This window comes from Azoarcus sp. DD4 (genome assembly GCF_006496635.1).
GTDB lineage: Bacteria > Pseudomonadota > Gammaproteobacteria > Burkholderiales > Rhodocyclaceae > Azoarcus.
Genome location: NZ_CP022958.1, coordinates 4,569,705 through 4,587,006, shown reverse-complemented (window position 1 = coordinate 4,587,006; position 17,302 = coordinate 4,569,705). Strand labels below are relative to the sequence as shown.

Here is a 17,302-nt window from a genome sequence, read left to right as displayed (position 1 = left end):
TAAGGGCAAGGAGACAGCATGCAGCAAGAGAGTGCGACCACCATGGCAGCCGCCGAGGCGGGGGAGTTCAACTGGCAGGCGCATTCGGTCCTGATCGTCGACGACGAGGAGGGCATGCGCAACTTCCTCGAACGCACGCTCAAGCGGCGCTGCGGCATGGTCGAGGCGGCGGCCGACATCGTCCAGGCCGAAGCCTTGATGGCGCGGCTGCACTTCGACCTGCTCATCCTCGACATCGCGCTGCCGGGCAAGTCCGGCATCCAGTGGCTGCATGAACTGCGCGAACACGGCTTCGCCGGCGACGTCATCCTCATCACCGCCTTTGCCGACATGGACACCGCGATCGGTGCGTTGCGCGGCGGAGCATCCGACTTCATCCTCAAGCCCTTCCGCGTCGACCAGATCCTCAACTCGATCAAGCGCTGCTTCGAACGTGCCGGCCTCGCGCGCGAGAACTTCGTGCTGCGGCGCGAGCTGGCCGAACGCTCGTCCGACCTGCTCGGCCTGATCGGGCATTCGCCGGCCATCCAGCAGCTGCGCGGCCTGATCCGTCGTGTCGGGCAGATGCCGAGCACGGTGCTGCTGCTCGGCGAGTCCGGCTCCGGCAAGGAGGTGGTGGCGCGCGCGCTGCACCAGATGAGCCCGCGCGCGCAGCGTCCCTTCGTGCCGCTCAACTGCGCGGCGATCGCTTCCGAACTGATCGAGAGCGAACTCTTCGGCCATGTGAAGGGCGCCTTCACCGGTGCTTCCGAGACCCGCAACGGACTCTTCTACTACGCCCACGGCGGCACGCTCTTCCTCGACGAGATCAGCGAACTGCCGCTGGCGATGCAGACGCGGCTGCTGCGCGTGCTGGAGGAGCGCAAGCTGCGGCCGGTGGGCTCGGAGCGCGAGGTGCCGGTGGACGTGCGCATCATCGCGGCTTCCAATCGCGACCTGGCTGCCGAGGTGGCGGCCGGCCGTTTCCGCCAGGACCTCTACTTCCGCCTGGCGGTGGTCGAGCTGCGCATCCCGGCGCTGCGCGAGCGGGTCGAGGACATTCCCGACCTGGTCCAGCATTTCATGACCTTGCTGTCGGCCCAGCTCGGCGTGGCACCGCTGGCGCTGTCGCACGAGCTGGTGACCCGGCTGGCGGCCTATGCCTGGCCCGGCAATGTGCGCGAGCTGCGCAACCTCGTCGAGCGTTCGCTCATCCTCGGCGGCTTCCCCACGGCGATGCTGGCCGCTGCGCAGCGCGAGCCGGTCGCGCCGGCGGAACTCGACCTCACCCTGGAGGAGGTCGAGAAGCGTCACATCCTGCGCGTGGTCGAGGCCTGCGGCGGCAACAAGGCCGAGGCGGCGCGCCGGCTCGGGGTGTCGCGTAAGACGTTGGACCGCAAGTTCGCGGAGTGGGGCGAGAGACAGCCGGGTGACGAACCGGTGCGCGGCGTCACCCCGGCCTGACGCGGCCCGAATGAGGATGCCGCAGCGCCTGCGCGCCCTGTTCGCTCCGCCGCTGGCCTACTTCGGCGGTTCGGTCCGCGCCAAGCTGCTGTTCCTGGTGCTGGCGCCGCTGATGCTGGGCTTTCCCATCATCATGGGGCTGACCTGGTACTGGAGCCACACCTACTACCACAAGCTGCTGGTGTTCAAGGTCGACAGCGACCTGGTGATCGCCCACGAATACTTCGACCGCGTCATCGCCGATGTCGGCAACCGCGTCGAGGGGTTCGCCGAATCGCGCCGCCTGGCTGCGGCGCTGGGCGAGCGCCATGCGGACATCAACGCCTTGCTCGAGCGGGTACGCGGCGAGCGCGGGCTGGACTTCATCCACGTGCTCGATGTGAACGGCCGCGTGCGCCATGCCGCCGGCAGCCTGCCGGCCGGGGCGGAGCGTGGCCACTGGCCGGTGGTCACGCGGGCGATACGCGAAGGCAGCGCCAGCGCGGTCGAGGTGTTCGAGGCCGACGAGCTCGGTGCCATCGCGCCGGCCCTGCGGGAACGCGCCCGGCTCAACCTGCTCGACACGCCGCGTGCGCGCCGCGACCCGCGCAGCGAAGAGACGCGCGGCATGGTGATCCATGCCGCGGCGCCGGTGTACGACGGCACCGGCAACCTCGTCGCGGTGATCGAGGGCGGCGTGCTGCTCAACGGCAACCTGGATTTCGTCGATACCATCAACGCCATCGTCTATCGCGACGGTTCGCTGCCGTTGGGCAGCAAGGGCACGACCACGCTATTCCTCGGCGATGCCCGCATCGCCACCAACGTGCGCCTGTTCGCCGGAGAACGGGCGCTGGGCACCCGTGCCTCGGACGAAGTGCGCGCCCATGTGCTCGACCACGGCAAGACCTGGCTGGAGACCGCCTTCGTGGTGAACGACTGGTATGTATCGGGCTACGAGCCGGTGCTCGACAGCCGCGGCCGCCGCATCGGCATGCTCTACGTCGGTTTTCTCGAAGCGCCGTTCCGCATTGCCAAGACAGTGGCGCTGCTGGTGATCTTCTGTCTCTTCCTTGTAATCAGCCTGGCGGGCGCGGTGTGGTCGCTGCAGTGGGCGCGCAGCATCTTCCGGCCGATCGAGCGCATGCACGGCACCATAGGCCAGATCGAGGCCGGCGACGGCGGCGCGCGCGTCGGCCCGGTCGACAGCCGCGACGAGCTCGGCCTGCTGGCGCGCGAGTTCGACCGCCTGCTCGACGTGCTCGCGCAGAAGCGCGACCAGCTGGAGCAGCTCGCGGCCTCGCTGGACCGCAAGGTGATAGAGCGCACCCGCGACCTCGAGGCGGCCAATGAAGAACTGCGCGCCGCCCAGCGCCAGCTGGTGATGACCGAAAAACTGGCCGCGATCGGCGAACTCACCGCCGGCGTCGCCCACGAGATCAGCAATCCGGCCGCTGTCATCCAGGGCAACCTGGAGCTGCTGCGCGATGAGCTCGGCGCCCACGCCACCCCGGTGATGAACGAGATCCGCCTGATCGACGAGCAGGTGAACCGCATCCGGCTCATCGTCACCAAGCTGCTGCAGTTCGCGCGGCCGGGCGAATTCGCCGGCTACGCCGGGGCGGTGGACGTGAATGCGGTGCTGGCCGATTGCCTGGTGCTCACCCGCCAGCACCTCAGCAAGCACGGCGTCACGGTGCGCCATGAACCGCAGACCGCGCGCCACGTCGAAATCAACGAGCCCGAGCTGCAGCAGGTTTTCATCAACCTCATCGTCAATGCGGCGCAGGCGATGCCGGCCGGCGGTACGCTGACCCTGACCACCGCCGACTGGGACGAACGCAGCGAAACGGGTGTGGTGCCGCGCGGCGTCTGCGTTACCGTGCGCGACACCGGGCAGGGTATCCGTGCAGAGGATCTGGCGCGTATATTCGACCCCTTTTTCACCACCAAGAAGACGCAGGGCACCGGGCTGGGGCTGTCGATCAGCTACTCGCTGGTCGAACGCTACGGCGGCCGCATCAGCGTGGAAAGCACCCATGGCGAAGGCGCGGCCTTCACCGTATGGCTGCTGTCGGTGCCCGAGTATCGCAATGAAGCGGTCGAGCCCGCCCGCAACGGCGGGGCGTGATCGGAACGAAACGATGAAAGTGATTGGATTCGCCGGCTGGTCCGGCAGCGGCAAGACCACGCTGGTGGAACAGGTGGTCGCCATCCTCAGCGCACGCGGCCTTGCGGTGTCGCTGATCAAGCATGCACACCACAAGTTCGACATCGACCACGAGGGCAAGGATTCCTGGCGCCACCGTCATGCCGGCTGCCGCGAGGTGCTGATCAGCTCCGGCGTGCGCTGGTCGCTGATGCATGAGTTGCGCGGCGAGGAGGAAATGTCGCTGGAAGCGCTGCTGGCCAAGCTCTCGCCCTGCGACCTGGTGCTGGTGGAAGGCTTCAAGCGCGCCCGCATCCCCAAGATCGAGGTGCGCCGCACCGCAGTGCAGGAAGCCGCGTTCTACCCGGACGACCCCGACATCGTCGCAGTGGCCACCGATGTGCCGTTGCCGACGGCGCTGCCGCAACTGGACATCAACGATGCGGCGGCGGTGGCCACCTTCATCGAGCGCTTCTTCGCGCCGGTTGCGGTTGGCGCCTAGGTCTATTCCGTTGTCATCACCCGCCCCAGCGGGCTGAGGTCGTAGCCGCCCAGCCGCGCTGTCAGCGCCTGCATCTCGGCGCCGCCGTAGCAGGCGAGCAGCCGCTGGAACAGCTTGCGGAACAGGATCTCGCGCGGCAGGGCGAGATCGAAGGCCTCCCAGCCGAAGGACAGGAAGCCGAGGCCGAACTCGCTGGCGGCGGCGCGGGTGCCGGGTGCGCAGTCGGCCTCCTCGCGCGCTACCAGGCCGGCGGCCTCGCGCTCCGAGCGGGCCTCTGCCACCACGCTGCAGTCCTCGGGCCGGAAGCCGCGGCTGGCGAGCGCCGATTCCAGGAAGTGGCGCGAGCCGGCGCCGGCCTGCCGCATCGCCCACCGGTAGTCGAACGCGGCGAGCGTCTCGATGCCGTCTATCTCCAGCCCGCGCCGCAGGATCACGCCCTGTTCGCGGTGGGCCAGGCGCACCAGGGCCCAGTGCGGATGATGGGCGAAGCGGCGCAGCAGCATCGCGTGCTGGGTGGCGCTGTGTTCGACGCTGCCCCAGTGCAGCGCGCACACGTTGGCGCGGCGGCGGGCGAGCAGTTCCAGGCCGGGCAGGGTGCCGGTGGGGCTGTAGGCGACGTAGGCCTCGGCGCCGAGCTCCGGGGCCAGTGCGGCGACCGCGGCGGCGAGCACCGGATCGTCGCTGCCGGTGATCAGCAGACGGTCGGTCAGCGCCCCGCCGTGGGCCTGCTCATGCAGCCATTCGGCCAGCAGGGCGCGTGGAAACAGCCACTTGCCGCCGACGCGGGCGGCGGGGATCTCGCGGCTGTTGGCGAGTTCGTAGAGCTTCTTTTCGTTGAGCTGCAGGTAAGCGGCGGCCTGACGGGCGGTCAGGCAGGGGCTCTCCGCCGCGGTGTCGACCGCCGGCAGCCTGTCCGTCTCAGCCATGATGACCCGGCGCGGCGGGCAGTTCGCGTGCCGCCTCGGCCAGTTCGTCGCGGGTGTTGATGTTGCGGAAGGCTGCCTCCTCGTCGTCGAAGGCTACCTCCACCACTTTCAGGCTGCCGTACCAGCGGTCGATCTTGCGTCCGCCGCCTTCGAGAAAGGCGAGCAGGTGGTCGGCGAGGTCGCGGCGGCACAGGCAGAACACCGGGTGCGCCTGGTCGAAGGTCTTGGCGACGGCGAGGTCGGCGCCATGCCCGAGCAGTGCGGCCTTGAGCCGCGCCACCAGATCGGTCGGCAGGAAGGGCGAATCGCACGGGGCGGTCGCCACCAGCGGCTGGCGGGCGCGGGCGAGTGCGGCGTGCAGCCCGGCGAGCGGGCCGGCATAGCCGGGAATGTCGTCGCCGAACACCGGATGGCCGAAGGCGGCGTAGGCCTCGGCGTTCTGGTTGGCGTTGATGATGAGTTCGTCCACCTGCGGCGCAAGCCGCGCCAGCACATGCGCCGCCATCGGCCGGCCGGCGAGTTCGACCAGGCCCTTGTCCACGCCGCCCATGCGGCTGCCCTGGCCGCCGGCGAGCAGCACGCCGGTGATGCCGCTTTCGCTGGTCATGGTGTCGTTCGCCTTCATCGTGTGAAATGCTCCTCGCCGGAGAACAGCAGGTAATGCTTGCCCTGGGCGCGGCCTATCATGGTCATGCCGATCCTGCGCGCGATGTCCCAGCCCATCTGGGTGAGGCCGGAGCGCGACACCAGGAAGGGAATGCCCATCTGCGCGGTCTTGATGACCATCTCCGACGTCAGCCGGCCGGTGGTGTAGAAGATCTTGTCGCTGCCGTCCAGGCCGTCCAGCCACATCTGGCCGGCGATGGCGTCCACCGCGTTGTGGCGGCCGACGTCCTCGACGAACATCAGGATCTCGCAGCCGTCCGGCCTTGCCTGCGCCAGCGCGCAGCCATGCACCGCGCCGGCCTGCTTGTAGATGGATTCGTGCAGGCGCACCGCGTCCATCAGCGCGTAGAGCGTCGCCTGCGACATCTGGCGCGCGGCCGGCAGGCGGATGCTGTCGACCTCGTCCATCAGCCCGCCGAACACCGTGCCCTGGCCGCAGCCGGTGGTCACCGTGCGGCTGCCGAGGCGGGCGTCGGCGTCTTCGAGGCCGGCACGGGTGCTCACCGCCACCGCATCGACGTCCCAGTCGACCTGCACCGCGACGATGTCTTCGAGCTGGCGCACCAGGCGCTGGTTGCGCAGCCAGCCGATGGCCAGCGCTTCGGGCGCCGCGCCCAGCGTCATCAGGGTGACGATCTCGCGCTTGTCGACATAGAGCGTCAGCGGATGTTCGCCGGCGATGGCGGTGGGCACGGCTTCGCCGTGCTCGTTGGTCGCCGGGATGGTGACGGTGAGCGGTCGGCTGGCCTGGCTGAGCAGGGGGCGGTAGGGCGGCGTCGGCATGGGGTGGGCAGCAGATGAGGTGCGGCGGATTGTAGCGGCTTCCGTCGCGCCGGCCATGCGTCCTTGCCGCAAGCCGGCGGGGCGGTACGGCGGAAAGCGCGCTGTCGGCCGCTGGTGGGCTGACGTATGCTGTAAACAGACTCCGCCTTGCAGCAAGGACTTCTCCCTCATGAACCAGTTCCCCGTCGCCATCATCATGGAGCGCCGCCGCCTTCAGAACCGCTGGGTGGACGAAGCGTGGGAAGCGGTCGGCGTGGTGCCGGCCTTTGCCGGCGGCGCGGGTGCCGAGGGTGGCGCCGCGCCGCGCCGTATCCTCGCCGAAACCGACCGCGACCAGTGGCTGGTAGGTGGTTTCGTGCTGGAGCTGTTCCGCGACGAGGCCGACAACTACTTCCTCAACATGAGCTCCCCCGTTCCCAAGGTGTTCGTGATGTGGCGCAAGGAGGGCGAGATCGCCGCGCCGGTGTCGGTGTCGGCGAGCTACGGCGAGGCCGCGCGCTGGCTGGACTCCGGCGAACAGGTGGACGGCATTCCGATGTCGCGCGAGATCGCCGACTGGGTGGGCGATTTCGTCAATACGCACTACAAGCCGGCACCGCGCAAGAAGGTCCGCCGCAACGACCCGCTGGCGCAGGATCGCGAACGGGGCAGGGGGCAGTCATGAGCGGCGGGCGTTTCCTCGCGCGCTGGTCGCGCCTGAAGCGGACGGCCGAGAGCGCTCCGCCAGCGCCGGAAAAGGAACCCGTGGCGGCACCGCCTGCCGATGCCGCTTCGCGCGCGGAGGCCGAAACCGCGCCGCTGCCGGCGCCGGAATCGCTGACCCTCGAATCCGACTTCACCGCCTTCCTCAAGGAAGAGGTGGGCGAGGCGGTGCGCCGGCAGGCATTGAAGAAGCTTTTCAACGACCCGCATTTCAACGTGATGGACGGCTTGGACATCTACATCGACGACTACTCGGTGCCTGCCCCCATTCCGCCCGATGTGCTGGCCCGACTGCGCCACGCCCAGGAATTTCTTGCCGGGGCGGAGGACGAGGGCGAAGTCGCGGCCGACCCCGCCCGGCCTGTCGAGCCGCCGGCGGTGCCGGCACCGGACGTCGTCGCTGCGGAGGAGGCGGACGCCGCCGCTGCAGTGCCTTCCGCCGTCCAGCCGCCGGCTGCCGGGGCCGTCTCCGACGAGACCTGATTTGCGGCGGCGCAACATTTTGCGCGGATGAGACATATTGGCCCGGACTGGACAATCTGTCCTTGGTGTTCATTTGGTGCCTGCCAGATTCGGGAAATTGGTTCTTATCACGCCGAATTTTGCCGGGCAATCTGGCTCGCAGCCTGCTTTATCTAGTTCCAAAGTATTAATCAGGAACAGCGGGCCAGATGGGCACGACCGGCAAACAGATCAGACTTTGCGACTGCAACCATAGCTATTCCCTCGATGCGGCGGCACGGGCCTGTGCCGGCGGCGACGCCGCGCTGCCCGTTCACCACGCGCTGTGCGGACGCGAACTGCCCTTGCTGGAGGCCGATCTTGCGGCCGGCAAACAGGTGGCGGTGTCCTGTACGCAGGAACTCGCGCTGTTCGGCGAGCTGGCCGAGTCGGTCGGCGCTGCCGGGCAGGCGAGTTTCTTCAACCTGCGCGAAACCGCCGGCTGGTCGGCCGAAAGCACCCAGGCGACGCCCAAGCTGGCGGCGTTGATCGCCGCGGCGACCGCGTTGCCCGAGGTCGAGCCGGTGCAGGGCGTGCAGATTTCCGCCGGCCGGGCGCTGGCCATCGTCGGCGAAGCCGGTGTCGCACTCGGCTGGGCCGAGCGGCTGGCGGCGAGCTTCGAAGTCGCCGTGCTTATCACCGACCGCGCCGGCGACGCCGAACTCCCGGCCGGGAACGCCTATCCGGTATGGAGCGGGCAGCCGCAGTCGCTTACCGGCCACCTCGGCGCCTTCGATCTCGCCTGGACGCAGGAAAACCCGATCGACCTCGACCTGTGCGTGCGCTGCCATGCCTGCGTCAAGGCCTGTCCGGAAGGCGCCATCGGTTACGACCTGCAGGTCGACCTTGGCCGTTGTGCCGGCCATCGCGCCTGTGTCAGCGCCTGCGGCGAGATCGCCGCCATCGATTTCGCCCGTCGCGACACCGCGCGCAACGAACGCTTCGACCTGGTGCTGGATCTTTCCGCCGCCCCCTTGTTGAAGCGTGTCGAATACCCGGACGGCTACGCCGCTCCCGGTCGTGACCCCTTCGATCAGGCACTGGCGGTGCAGGCGCTGGGCGAATTCGTCGGCGAGTTCGAAAAGCCGCGCTATGTCGCCTTCGAAGCCGGTCTCTGCGCCCATAGCCGGGCGAAAAAGCCGGGCTGCAACAACTGCATCGAGGTCTGTTCCACCGAGGCGATCCGCTCCGCCGGCAACGTGATCGCGGTCGATCCCTATCTCTGCAAGGGCTGCGGCACCTGCAGCACGGTGTGCCCGTCGGGCGCGCTCGCATTCCAGTATCCGCGCGTCACCGATGTCGGCCTGCAGGTCAAGACCCTGCTTGCGGAATACACCGCGGCCGGCGGGCGCGATGCCTGTCTGCTGTTCCACGCCGGGGAGGCCGGCGGCAAGCTGATCGAGCGACTCGCCCGCCGCGGCCGCGGTCTGCCGGCGCGGGTGATTCCGGTCGAGGTCTGGAGTGCGGATGCGGTCGGGCTGGACCTGCTGCTCGGCAGCATCGCGCTTGGCGCCTGTCAGGCGGCGGTGCTCGCCGCCGGCAGCCACGACGCCGCGCCGCTGAAGGCGCAGGCCGGCCACGGCGCGGCCATCCTCGCCGGCCTCGGCTACGCCGGCGAACACCTGCGCGTCATCGACGCCATGGACACCGACGACTGGCGCCAGCTCGAAACCGCGCTGTGGGACTGGGCGCCGGCTGCCGGCGTGGCCCGCGCGGCGAGCTTCCGCCTGCTGCCGAAGAAGCGCGAAACCCTGGACCTGGCGCTGCGCCACCTGATCGCCGAGGCGCCCGCCGCACGCACCCTGAGCGGCCTGCCGGCGCAGATCGAACTCAAGGCCGGCGCACCCTTCGGCCAGGTGCTGGCCACCGAGGCCTGCACCTTGTGCATGGCCTGTACCGGGGCCTGTCCGGCCGGCGCGTTGCGCGCAGCCACCGACAGCTACCGCCTCGAGTTCGTCGAGAAGAACTGTCTGCAGTGCGGCCTGTGCGTGAGCTCCTGTCCGGAGTCCGCGCTCAGCCTCGAACCGCGGCTGCTGCTTGGCGACGAGCCGAAACGCGCCCGCGCGCTGCGCGAGGCCGATGTCTTCCACTGCACGAGTTGCGGCAAGCCGATGGGCGCCGCGCCCATCATCCAGGCGATGATCGCCCGCCTGTCCGGCCATTCCATGTTCGCCTCCGATGCCGAGCGTGCCCGCCTGTCCATGTGCGGCGACTGCCGGGTGATAGACATGATGAAGACCGAGAACAGCCTCAAGGCCTGGGACATGAAGGAATGAGGACGAGCCGCGCATGAATGCACCGATGACCCAATTGCAGTCCCTGCCCACCTGGAGCGAGGAAGACCGCGCCCGTGCCGACCACTACGCGCTGTTGGCGCGTCTGTTCTATGCACCGGCGGACGCCGCGCTGCTCGGTGCGATTGCGCAGTCGGCCCGCAGTCTTGGCCAGGGCGCTGGCGCCTTCCCGCAGGGCTGGGCCGAACTCGGCGCCGCCGCCGAGCGGCTCGGCGTGCAGGCGGTGGCCGATGAATTCGCCGCGTTGTTCATCAGCGTCTCCAAGCCGCTGGTGATGGTCAATGCCTCCTGGTACCTCACCGGCTTCCTGCAGGAAGAGCCGCTGGCCGAGCTGCGCGACGACCTCGCCGAACTCGGCCTCGGGCGGCGCGAGGGCGTGATGGAAACCGAGGACCACCTCGCCGCGCTCGCCGAAGTGATGCGCCACCTGGTGTTGACGGGGCCGGACGAGGCCGGGCTGGAGCGTCAGCGCCAGTTCTTCAGCCGTCACCTGGCGCCCTGGTACGGCCTGTTCGTCAACGCCCTGCTGATGGCGCCGGGGGCGGATTTCTATGCGAGGGCAGGCAGCCTGCTGCAGGCCTTCTTCGATATCGAGCGCCAGGCGTTCGACATGGTTTAGGCGGTAGCGGCGGCGCCATGCCTGCCGGGACGGCCTGATGATCTGAAAAATGCGGGAGAAGATCGAGATGAGCGAAAACAAGACCAAGCTGTCGCGGCGGCATTTCCTGCTGTCGCTCGGTGCGGGCGGCGCGGCCGGTGCCGCGGCCGTCGCCACGGTGGCAGGCGGTGCAGCGGCGCCGGCGGTAGAGCAGGCGGTGAAGGAAGCCGCCGCCGACAAGAGCGCCGGCACCAGCGAGCACGCGCGCAATTACTACCGTACCGCACGCATCTGAGGGGGACGACACGATGCTGACCAAGAAGAGTTCGACCGTCGCTGCAGGCAGCAGCCGCCGACTGCGCAGTTCCGCCGCCCGCAGCCTGGGCCAGACGATGGACCGCCGCGCCTTCCTCAAGCGCTCCGGCCTGGGCGTGGGCGCCGGCGCGATCGCCGCCCAGCTGCCCTACAACCTGATAGGCAGCGCCGACGCGGCCGCGCCCGCCGACAACCGCCTGGCCGGCGGCGATGCCGTCAAGCGCACGGTGTGCACCCACTGCTCGGTGGGTTGTGCGGTCGATGCGGTGGTGAAGAACGGCGTCTGGGTGCGACAGGAGGCTGTGTTCGATTCGCCGATCAACCTCGGCGCGCACTGCGCCAAGGGCGCCTCGGTGCGCGAGCACGGCCACGGCGAACACCGCCTGAAGTATCCGATGAAGCTGGTCGACGGCAAGTACCAGAAGATCAGCTGGGAGCAGGCGATCAGCGAGGTGGGCGACCGCTTGCTGAAGATCCGCGAGGAATCCGGCCCCGACGCGGTGTACTGGATCGGTTCGTCGAAGCACAACAACGAGCAGGCTTACCTGCTGCGCAAGTTCGTGTCCTTCTGGGGCACCAACAACTGCGACCACCAGGCACGCATCTGCCACTCCACCACGGTGGCGGGCGTCGCGAACACCTGGGGTTACGGTGCGATGACCAACTCCTACAACGACATGCAGAACGCCAAGGCGATGCTCTTCATCGGCTCCAATGCCGCCGAGGCGCACCCGGTGTCGCTGCTGCACATCCTGCACGCCAAGGAAAACGGCGCGAAGATGGTCGTGGTCGATCCGCGCTTCACCCGCACCGCCGCCAAGGCCGACTACTACGTGCGCATCCGTTCGGGTACCGACATCCCCTTCATCTGGGGCGTGCTGTACCACATCTTCAAGAACGGCTGGGAAGACAAGCAGTACATCCACGACCGCGTCTTCGGCCTCGAGAAGGTCAAGGAAGAAGTCATGAAGTGGACCCCGGACAAGGTCACCGAGGTCACCGGCATTGCCGAGGAGCAGGTGTTCAAGGTCGCCGAGACCATGGCCAAGAACCGCCCCTCCACCGTGGTGTGGTGCATGGGCCAGACCCAGCACACGGTCGGCAACGCCAACGTGCGCGCGATGTGCATCCTGCAGCTGGTGCTGGGCAACGTCGGCGTCTCCGGCGGCGGCACCAACATCTTCCGTGGCCACGACAACGTGCAGGGCGCGACCGACGTCGGCCCCAACCCGGATTCGCTGCCGGGCTACTACGGCCTGGCCGCGGGTTCGTGGAAGCACTGGGCGACGGTGTGGGGCGTGGATTACGAGTGGATCAAGGGCCGCTACGCCTCGCAGGCGATGATGGAGAAATCCGGCATCACCGTGTCGCGCTGGATCGACGGCGTGCTGGAGAACAACGAGCTGATCGACCAGGATTCCAACCTGCGCGCGGTGGTGTACTGGGGTCATGCGCCCAACTCGCAGACGCGCGGCGCCGAGATGGTCGAGGCGATGAAGAAGCTCGACACCCTGGTGGTGATCGATCCCTATCCGTCGGCCACCGCGGCGATGGCGGCGATGGTGAGGAAGGACGGCGTCTATCTGCTGCCGGCCGCCACCCAGTTCGAGACGGAAGGGTCCTGCACCGCCTCCAACCGTTCGCTGCAATGGCGCGAGAAGGTGATCGAGCCGTTGTTCGAGTCCAAGCCCGACCACACCATCATGTATGCCTTCGCCAAGAAGTTCGGCTGGGCCGACGAACTGGTGAAGAACGTCAAGCTCAAGAAGGACGCCCAGGGCTGGGATGAGCCGGACATCGAGGACATCCTGCGCGAGATCAACCGCGGCACCTGGACCATCGGTTACAGCGGCCAGTCGCCCGAACGGCTGAAGCTGCATATGAAGAACATGCACACCTTCGACGTGAAGACCCTGCGTGCGGTGGGCGGCCCCTGCGATGGCGACTATTTCGGTCTGCCCTGGCCCTGTTTCGGCAACCCGGAGATGAAGCACCCGGGTACGCCCAACCTGTACGACACATCCCGGCACGTGATGGAGGGCGGTGGCAACTTCCGCGCCAACTTCGGTGTGGAGAAGGACGGCGTGTCGCTGCTGGCCGAGGACGGTTCCGCCTCCAAGGGCGCCGACCTGCAGATGGGCTACCCCGAGTTCGATCACGTGCTGATGAAGAAGCTCGGCTGGTGGGACGAACTCACCGAGGACGAGAAGAAGGCGGCCGAGGGCAAGAACTGGAAGACCGACCTCTCCGGCGGGATCATCCGCGTGGTGATGAAGAACCACGGCTGCCACCCCTTCGGCAACGCCAAGGCGCGCGCGGTGGTGTGGAACTTCCCCGATCCGGTGCCGCTGCACCGCGAGCCGATCTACTCGCCGCGCCCCGACCTGGTCGAGAAGTACCCGACCCACGCCGACAAGATGGCCTTCTGGCGCCTGCCCACGCTCTACAAGTCGCTGCAGGACAAGGTCAAGGACATCTCCAGGGACTACCCGCTGGTGATGACCTCCGGCCGTCTGGTCGAGTACGAGGGCGGTGGCGAGGAAACCCGCTCCAACCCCTGGCTGGCCGAACTGCAGCAGGAGATGTTCGCCGAGGTGAACCCGAAGGACGCCAACAACGCCGGTTTCCGCAACGGCGACTACATCTGGGTCGAGACCCCGACCAAGGCCAAGCTCAAGGTGCGCGCCCAGGTCACCGAGCGCGTCGGCGCCGGTACCGTGTTCCTGCCCTTCCACTTCTCCGGCTGGTGGCAGGGCAAGGACATGCTCGAGTATTACCCGGAAGGCGCGGCGCCCATCGTGCGCGGCGAGGCGGTCAACACCGCCACCACCTACGGCTACGACTCGGTGACGATGATGCAGGAAACGAAAACCACCTTGTGCCGCGTGAGCAAGGCTTAAGGGCAGGAGAGAAAGAATATGGGACGCATGAAATTCCTGTGTGACGCCGAGCGCTGCATCGAATGCAACGGCTGCGTCACCGCCTGCAAGAACGAGAACGAGGTGCCCTGGGGCGTGAACCGCCGCCGGGTGGTGACGATGAACGACGGGGTACCGGGCGAGCGCTCGATCTCGGTGGCCTGCATGCACTGTTCGGATGCGCCGTGCATGGCCGTCTGCCCGACCGACTGCTTCTACAAGGCCGAGGGCGGCGTGGTACTGCATGACAAGGACCTGTGCATCGGTTGCGGCTACTGCTTCTACGCCTGCCCATTCGGCGCGCCGCAGTTCCCCAACGGCCCGGCCGCCTTCGGTGCGCGCGGCAAGATGGACAAATGCACCTTCTGTGCCGGCGGCCCGGAAGAGACCGGCTCCAAGGAAGAGTACGAGAAGTACGGCTCCAACCGCATCGCCGAAGGCAAGCTGCCGGCCTGTGCCGAGATGTGCTCGACCAAGGCCCTGCTCGCCGGCGATGCCGCGGTGGTGTCCGACATCTTCCGCGACCGCGTGTTGCGTCGTGGCAAGGGCCTCGAAGCCTGGGGCTGGATGACGGCCTACGGTGCCGAACAGCAAGGGGAGAAGAAATGAGCCCGCGCAGACTGATGGCACTCGTCGTCGCCGGTGCGCTCGCGGCCGGCCTGGCCGCTTGCGGTGAGAGCCCGCAGGTCGTGGCCTATAAGCAGGGCGAGTACCAGGGCAAGGCTGACGCCCAGCCGTGGGACAACCCGGTCTTCAAGGGCGACAAGGCCGAATGGGAAAAGGCGGTGAAGAACCGTGGCCGAAACCAGAACGAATACAACCGCACCCAGTAAGGAGGTCGCCATGACGACGAGCTTCATGCATCGCGGCGGCAAGCTGCTGCTGGCGCTGTTGTGCTGGGTCGCGGCACTGGTCGTCGCGTTCAGTCCGGCGCATGCGGCAGAGGGCGCCGCTGCCGAGCAGGTGGCGCAGCAGCAGGCGCAACCGCTCAACAACGCGCCGGTGTGGCGCGAGGTCCGCTCCGGCGAGGCGCATTTCACGGTCGCGCGCGGCCCCGAGGCCGGCGTGCTGATCCAGAGCGAAGGCAACACCTGGCGCGCGCTGCGCAACGGCCCGATCACCCAGATCGGCGGCTGGCTGCTGCTGATCGTGCCGACTGCCATCCTGCTGTTCTGGTTGGTGAAGGGCACGATGAAACTGCATGCCAAGCCGACCGGGCGCAAGTTGAAGCGCTTCTCCGGGCTGGAGCGCTTCGCCCACTGGGGCACCGCGGTCACCTTCCTGCTGCTGGCGGTCACCGGGCTCGCCATCCTGTTCGGCAAGCATGTGCTGGTGCCGGTGTTCGGCCACGAGTTCCTGTCCTGGGTGCTCACCATCGGCAAGCTGGTGCACAACTATGTCGGCCCGCTGTTCGGCCTGTTCGTGCTGCTGATGATCGCGATCTTCCTGCGCGACAACGTCTGGCAGGCCTGCGACGCGATCTGGATCCGTCGCGCCGGCGGCCTGCTCGGCGGCGACCATGTGCCGTCCAGCCGGTTCAATTTCGGCGAGAAGAGCTGGTTCTGGTTCGGCGTCACCTTCCTCGGCCTCACCGTCACCCTGTCGGGGCTGATGATGGACTTCCCCAACTTCGGCTGGACGCGCGGCGACATGCACATCGCCAACGTGATTCACGGCGTCGGGGCCATCGTGCTGCTGGCGGCTTCCTTCGGTCACATCTACATGGGCACCATCGGCGTCGAGGGCGCCTACCAGTCGATGAAGACCGGCTATGTGGACGAGACCTGGGCGAAGGAGCACCACGAGTTCTGGTACGACGACGTCAAGGCCGGCCGCAGCGGCCATCCGCAGGATTCAGTTTCCGGAGCACGCACATGAAGTCCTTCATCCGCATCACCCTGCTGGCGGCCGCGCTCGGTCTCGCCGCCGGGACGGCGTCCGCCAAGCTGCCGCCACCGTCCGAAGAAGCCAAGGCCAAGGCGGCCGAGGCCAAGCTCAAGGCCGACGAGGCTGCCAAGCTGGCGGCCGAGCAGCTCAATGCCGCGCAGGACCGCGTGGCCGCGGCGTGGAAGGCCAAGGCTGCCGCTAAATAGTGTTTGCCTGAAATCCGGGTCATCCTCCCTCCCTCCCCGACCCGGATTTGCTCCCCGCCCCGCCCGGCGCAAGCCCGGCGGGGCTTTTTCTTCCACCCCACACCGCCCGCTCGGTCTCGCTGCCGATAGGGGTGTTGCGGTGGCGCGCAGTACAATGCGCGGATTTTTCGTTCGGCCGAAAGTCTTATCGGCGGCCGGGCGGCGCGTTGTTCGCCGGGTGCAGGCGAAGGCGCTTTCCCCCTTACGCGGAGCCCTCACATGGCCGAAACCTTTTTCTCTCCCTGCCCGCGCGGCCTCGAAACGCTGCTGGCCGACGAGCTGCGCGCGCTCGGCGCCGAAGCGGCGGAGGCGGTGCACGGCGGGGTGAGCTGGCGCGGCGACTGGCTTGCCTGCTACCGCGCCAACCTCGAAAGCCGGCTCGCCACGCGGGTGCTGTGGCGGGTAGGCAGCAGCCGTTACCGTGCCGAGATCGACATCTACAAGCTCGCCTACAGCGTAACCTGGGCGAAGTGGTTCACCCCGGACGACACCATCCGCGTTTTCGTTACTGCACAGAAATCGCCGCTCAAGAGCCTGGAATTCATTACTCTGCGCATCAAGGATGCGGTGTGCGACCACTTCCGCACCATCACCGGCAAGCGGCCCAGCGTCGATACCGCCAACCCGGTGGTGCGCATCCACGCCTTCCTCACTGCCGATACCGCTACGCTCTACATCGACACCTCCGGCGAACCGCTCTACAAGCGCGGCTTCAAGCCGGCCGCGGTGGAGGCGCCGCTGAAGGAAAACCTCGCTGCCGGCATCCTCAGGCTGAGTGGCTGGCAGCCGGGCGAAGCCTTCGTCGACCCGATGTGCGGCAGCGGCACCTTTCTGCTCGAGGCGGCCCAGATCGCGCTCGACATCGCGCCCGGCCTTGGCCGCCGCTTTGCCTTCGAAGGTTTCAAGCATCTCGACCGCAGCGGCTGGGCCAGCGTGCGCGGCGCCGCCCAGGCGCGCCGGCAGCCGGCGCGCGCGCTCGACATCTTCGGTTCGGACATCGTCGGCGAACAGGTCAAGCGCAGCCGCAGCAACCTGGAGGCAGCCGATCTGGCCGACTGCGTCACGCTCGACCGTGCCGACCTGCTCGAGCGTGAGGCCCCTGCCGCCGAAGGCGTGATGGTGACCAACCCGCCCTACGGCGTGCGCATCGGCGAGGCCGAGGAACTGGCGGCCTTCTATCCCCAGCTGGGCGACGCCTTGAAGAAGCGTTGGAGCGGCTGGCGCTGCTACCTCTTCAGTGGAGACGCAGCGCTGCCCAAACTGATCGGGCTCAAGGCGAGCAAGCGCACGCCGCTGTTCAATGGGGCGCTGGAATGCCGGCTCTACGAGTACCGCATGGTGGCGGGCAGCGCCCGCAAACCGCACAAGGAAGACTCAAGTTCCTGAGAACAGTG

Annotated in this window: 17 protein-coding genes; 14 read left to right on the top strand and 3 right to left on the bottom strand. The window is 67.9% G+C overall.

Annotation, left to right across the window (positions count from 1 at the left end):
* Nucleotides 1–18: 18 nt before the first annotated feature.
* The 3 genes from CJ010_RS21255 to mobB are packed head-to-tail and all read left to right on the top strand — an operon-like array spanning nucleotide 19 to nucleotide 4,073.
* Nucleotides 19–1,443, top strand: coding sequence for a sigma-54 dependent transcriptional regulator (locus CJ010_RS21255; RefSeq protein ID WP_141019901.1), 1,425 nt, complete (start codon nucleotides 19–21; stop codon nucleotides 1,441–1,443).
* 10 nt (nucleotides 1,444–1,453) lie between these two features.
* Nucleotides 1,454–3,553 carry a HAMP domain-containing sensor histidine kinase gene (locus tag CJ010_RS21250; RefSeq protein ID WP_141019900.1) on the top strand — a complete coding sequence of 700 codons (2,100 nt, stop codon included), beginning with the start codon at nucleotides 1,454–1,456 and terminating at the stop codon, nucleotides 3,551–3,553.
* Nucleotides 3,554–3,566: 13 nt separating this feature from the next.
* Complete coding sequence (gene mobB, locus CJ010_RS21245) at nucleotides 3,567–4,073, top strand: molybdopterin-guanine dinucleotide biosynthesis protein B (RefSeq protein WP_141019899.1); 507 nt, start codon at nucleotides 3,567–3,569, stop codon at nucleotides 4,071–4,073.
* 2 nt (nucleotides 4,074–4,075) lie between these two features.
* Here mobB and CJ010_RS21240 read toward each other — a convergent pair whose 3' ends face one another.
* Genes CJ010_RS21240 through CJ010_RS21230 form a run of 3 tightly spaced genes read right to left on the bottom strand, consistent with a single transcriptional unit; the run spans nucleotide 4,076 to nucleotide 6,448 of the window.
* Nucleotides 4,076–4,999 (bottom strand): helix-turn-helix transcriptional regulator, encoded by a 924-nt coding sequence (locus CJ010_RS21240; RefSeq protein WP_141019898.1) that lies wholly within the window; start codon nucleotides 4,997–4,999, stop codon nucleotides 4,076–4,078.
* A complete protein-coding gene (gene mobA / locus CJ010_RS21235) occupies nucleotides 4,992–5,624 on the bottom strand; it encodes a molybdenum cofactor guanylyltransferase MobA (RefSeq protein ID WP_141019897.1) in 633 nt (210 codons plus the stop codon). Before mobA ends, CJ010_RS21240 begins: the two co-directional genes overlap by 8 nt.
* Nucleotides 5,621–6,448 carry a formate dehydrogenase accessory sulfurtransferase FdhD gene (locus CJ010_RS21230; RefSeq protein ID WP_141019896.1) on the bottom strand — a complete coding sequence of 276 codons (828 nt, stop codon included), beginning with the start codon at nucleotides 6,446–6,448 and terminating at the stop codon, nucleotides 5,621–5,623. Before CJ010_RS21230 ends, mobA begins: the two co-directional genes overlap by 4 nt.
* A gap of 169 nt (nucleotides 6,449–6,617) precedes the next feature.
* On the opposite strand from CJ010_RS21230, the gene CJ010_RS21225 reads away from it, so the two are divergent.
* The 11 genes from CJ010_RS21225 (at nucleotide 6,618) to CJ010_RS21175 (ending at nucleotide 17,294) form a co-directional block, all read left to right on the top strand.
* Nucleotides 6,618–7,112: a DUF3305 domain-containing protein gene (locus CJ010_RS21225; RefSeq protein ID WP_141019895.1), complete on the top strand. Its 495-nt coding sequence runs from the start codon at nucleotides 6,618–6,620 to the stop codon at nucleotides 7,110–7,112.
* The gene (locus CJ010_RS21220; protein WP_141019894.1) at nucleotides 7,109–7,633 is read left to right on the top strand and encodes a DUF3306 domain-containing protein; all 525 of its coding nucleotides are present in this window, start codon (nucleotides 7,109–7,111) and stop codon (nucleotides 7,631–7,633) included. The genes CJ010_RS21225 and CJ010_RS21220 overlap by 4 nt, the downstream gene beginning before the upstream one ends.
* Before the next feature lie 188 nt (nucleotides 7,634–7,821).
* Nucleotides 7,822–9,927, top strand: a complete 2,106-nt coding sequence (locus CJ010_RS21215; protein ID WP_141019893.1) for a 4Fe-4S binding protein — start codon at nucleotides 7,822–7,824, stop codon at nucleotides 9,925–9,927.
* Nucleotides 9,928–9,940: 13 nt separating this feature from the next.
* Entirely contained in the window at nucleotides 9,941–10,564 is a 624-nt protein-coding gene (locus CJ010_RS21210; protein ID WP_141019892.1) for a molecular chaperone, read from the top strand.
* A 67-nt stretch (nucleotides 10,565–10,631) separates the two neighbouring features.
* Nucleotides 10,632–10,838, top strand: a complete 207-nt coding sequence (locus CJ010_RS21205; protein ID WP_141019891.1) for a hypothetical protein — start codon at nucleotides 10,632–10,634, stop codon at nucleotides 10,836–10,838.
* A 13-nt stretch (nucleotides 10,839–10,851) separates the two neighbouring features.
* Nucleotides 10,852–13,758, top strand: a complete 2,907-nt coding sequence (locus CJ010_RS21200) for a formate dehydrogenase subunit alpha (protein WP_141019890.1) — start codon at nucleotides 10,852–10,854, stop codon at nucleotides 13,756–13,758.
* Between the two features lie 18 nt (nucleotides 13,759–13,776).
* Nucleotides 13,777–14,385: a formate dehydrogenase FDH3 subunit beta gene (fdh3B, locus tag CJ010_RS21195; RefSeq protein WP_141019889.1), complete on the top strand. Its 609-nt coding sequence runs from the start codon at nucleotides 13,777–13,779 to the stop codon at nucleotides 14,383–14,385.
* Complete coding sequence (locus tag CJ010_RS21190; RefSeq protein WP_141019888.1) at nucleotides 14,382–14,609, top strand: hypothetical protein; 228 nt, start codon at nucleotides 14,382–14,384, stop codon at nucleotides 14,607–14,609. Before fdh3B ends, CJ010_RS21190 begins: the two co-directional genes overlap by 4 nt.
* A gap of 10 nt (nucleotides 14,610–14,619) precedes the next feature.
* The gene (locus CJ010_RS21185; protein WP_141019887.1) at nucleotides 14,620–15,654 is read left to right on the top strand and encodes a formate dehydrogenase subunit gamma; all 1,035 of its coding nucleotides are present in this window, start codon (nucleotides 14,620–14,622) and stop codon (nucleotides 15,652–15,654) included.
* Nucleotides 15,651–15,869, top strand: a complete 219-nt coding sequence (locus CJ010_RS21180) for a hypothetical protein (RefSeq protein WP_141019886.1) — start codon at nucleotides 15,651–15,653, stop codon at nucleotides 15,867–15,869. The genes CJ010_RS21185 and CJ010_RS21180 overlap by 4 nt, the downstream gene beginning before the upstream one ends.
* 258 nt (nucleotides 15,870–16,127) lie before the next feature.
* Nucleotides 16,128–17,294, top strand: coding sequence for a class I SAM-dependent RNA methyltransferase (locus tag CJ010_RS21175; RefSeq protein ID WP_141019885.1), 1,167 nt, complete (start codon nucleotides 16,128–16,130; stop codon nucleotides 17,292–17,294).
* Nucleotides 17,295–17,302 lie beyond the last annotated feature (8 nt).

What these genes read in the sequence shown, in the direction of transcription:
- CJ010_RS21255 (WP_141019901.1), top strand. Translation starts at nt 19, where the DNA reads ATGCAGCAAGAGAGTGCGACCACCATGGCAGCCGCCGAGGCGGGGGAG.
- CJ010_RS21250 (WP_141019900.1), top strand. Translation starts at nt 1,454, where the DNA reads ATGAGGATGCCGCAGCGCCTGCGCGCCCTGTTCGCTCCGCCGCTGGCC.
- mobB (WP_141019899.1), top strand. Translation starts at nt 3,567, where the DNA reads ATGAAAGTGATTGGATTCGCCGGCTGGTCCGGCAGCGGCAAGACCACG.
- CJ010_RS21240 (WP_141019898.1), bottom strand. Translation starts at nt 4,999, where the DNA reads ATGGCTGAGACGGACAGGCTGCCGGCGGTCGACACCGCGGCGGAGAGC.
- mobA (WP_141019897.1), bottom strand. Translation starts at nt 5,624, where the DNA reads ATGAAGGCGAACGACACCATGACCAGCGAAAGCGGCATCACCGGCGTG.
- CJ010_RS21230 (WP_141019896.1), bottom strand. Translation starts at nt 6,448, where the DNA reads ATGCCGACGCCGCCCTACCGCCCCCTGCTCAGCCAGGCCAGCCGACCG.
- CJ010_RS21225 (WP_141019895.1), top strand. Translation starts at nt 6,618, where the DNA reads ATGAACCAGTTCCCCGTCGCCATCATCATGGAGCGCCGCCGCCTTCAG.
- CJ010_RS21220 (WP_141019894.1), top strand. Translation starts at nt 7,109, where the DNA reads ATGAGCGGCGGGCGTTTCCTCGCGCGCTGGTCGCGCCTGAAGCGGACG.
- CJ010_RS21215 (WP_141019893.1), top strand. Translation starts at nt 7,822, where the DNA reads ATGGGCACGACCGGCAAACAGATCAGACTTTGCGACTGCAACCATAGC.
- CJ010_RS21210 (WP_141019892.1), top strand. Translation starts at nt 9,941, where the DNA reads ATGAATGCACCGATGACCCAATTGCAGTCCCTGCCCACCTGGAGCGAG.
- CJ010_RS21205 (WP_141019891.1), top strand. Translation starts at nt 10,632, where the DNA reads ATGAGCGAAAACAAGACCAAGCTGTCGCGGCGGCATTTCCTGCTGTCG.
- CJ010_RS21200 (WP_141019890.1), top strand. Translation starts at nt 10,852, where the DNA reads ATGCTGACCAAGAAGAGTTCGACCGTCGCTGCAGGCAGCAGCCGCCGA.
- fdh3B (WP_141019889.1), top strand. Translation starts at nt 13,777, where the DNA reads ATGGGACGCATGAAATTCCTGTGTGACGCCGAGCGCTGCATCGAATGC.
- CJ010_RS21190 (WP_141019888.1), top strand. Translation starts at nt 14,382, where the DNA reads ATGAGCCCGCGCAGACTGATGGCACTCGTCGTCGCCGGTGCGCTCGCG.
- CJ010_RS21185 (WP_141019887.1), top strand. Translation starts at nt 14,620, where the DNA reads ATGACGACGAGCTTCATGCATCGCGGCGGCAAGCTGCTGCTGGCGCTG.
- CJ010_RS21180 (WP_141019886.1), top strand. Translation starts at nt 15,651, where the DNA reads ATGAAGTCCTTCATCCGCATCACCCTGCTGGCGGCCGCGCTCGGTCTC.
- CJ010_RS21175 (WP_141019885.1), top strand. Translation starts at nt 16,128, where the DNA reads ATGGCCGAAACCTTTTTCTCTCCCTGCCCGCGCGGCCTCGAAACGCTG.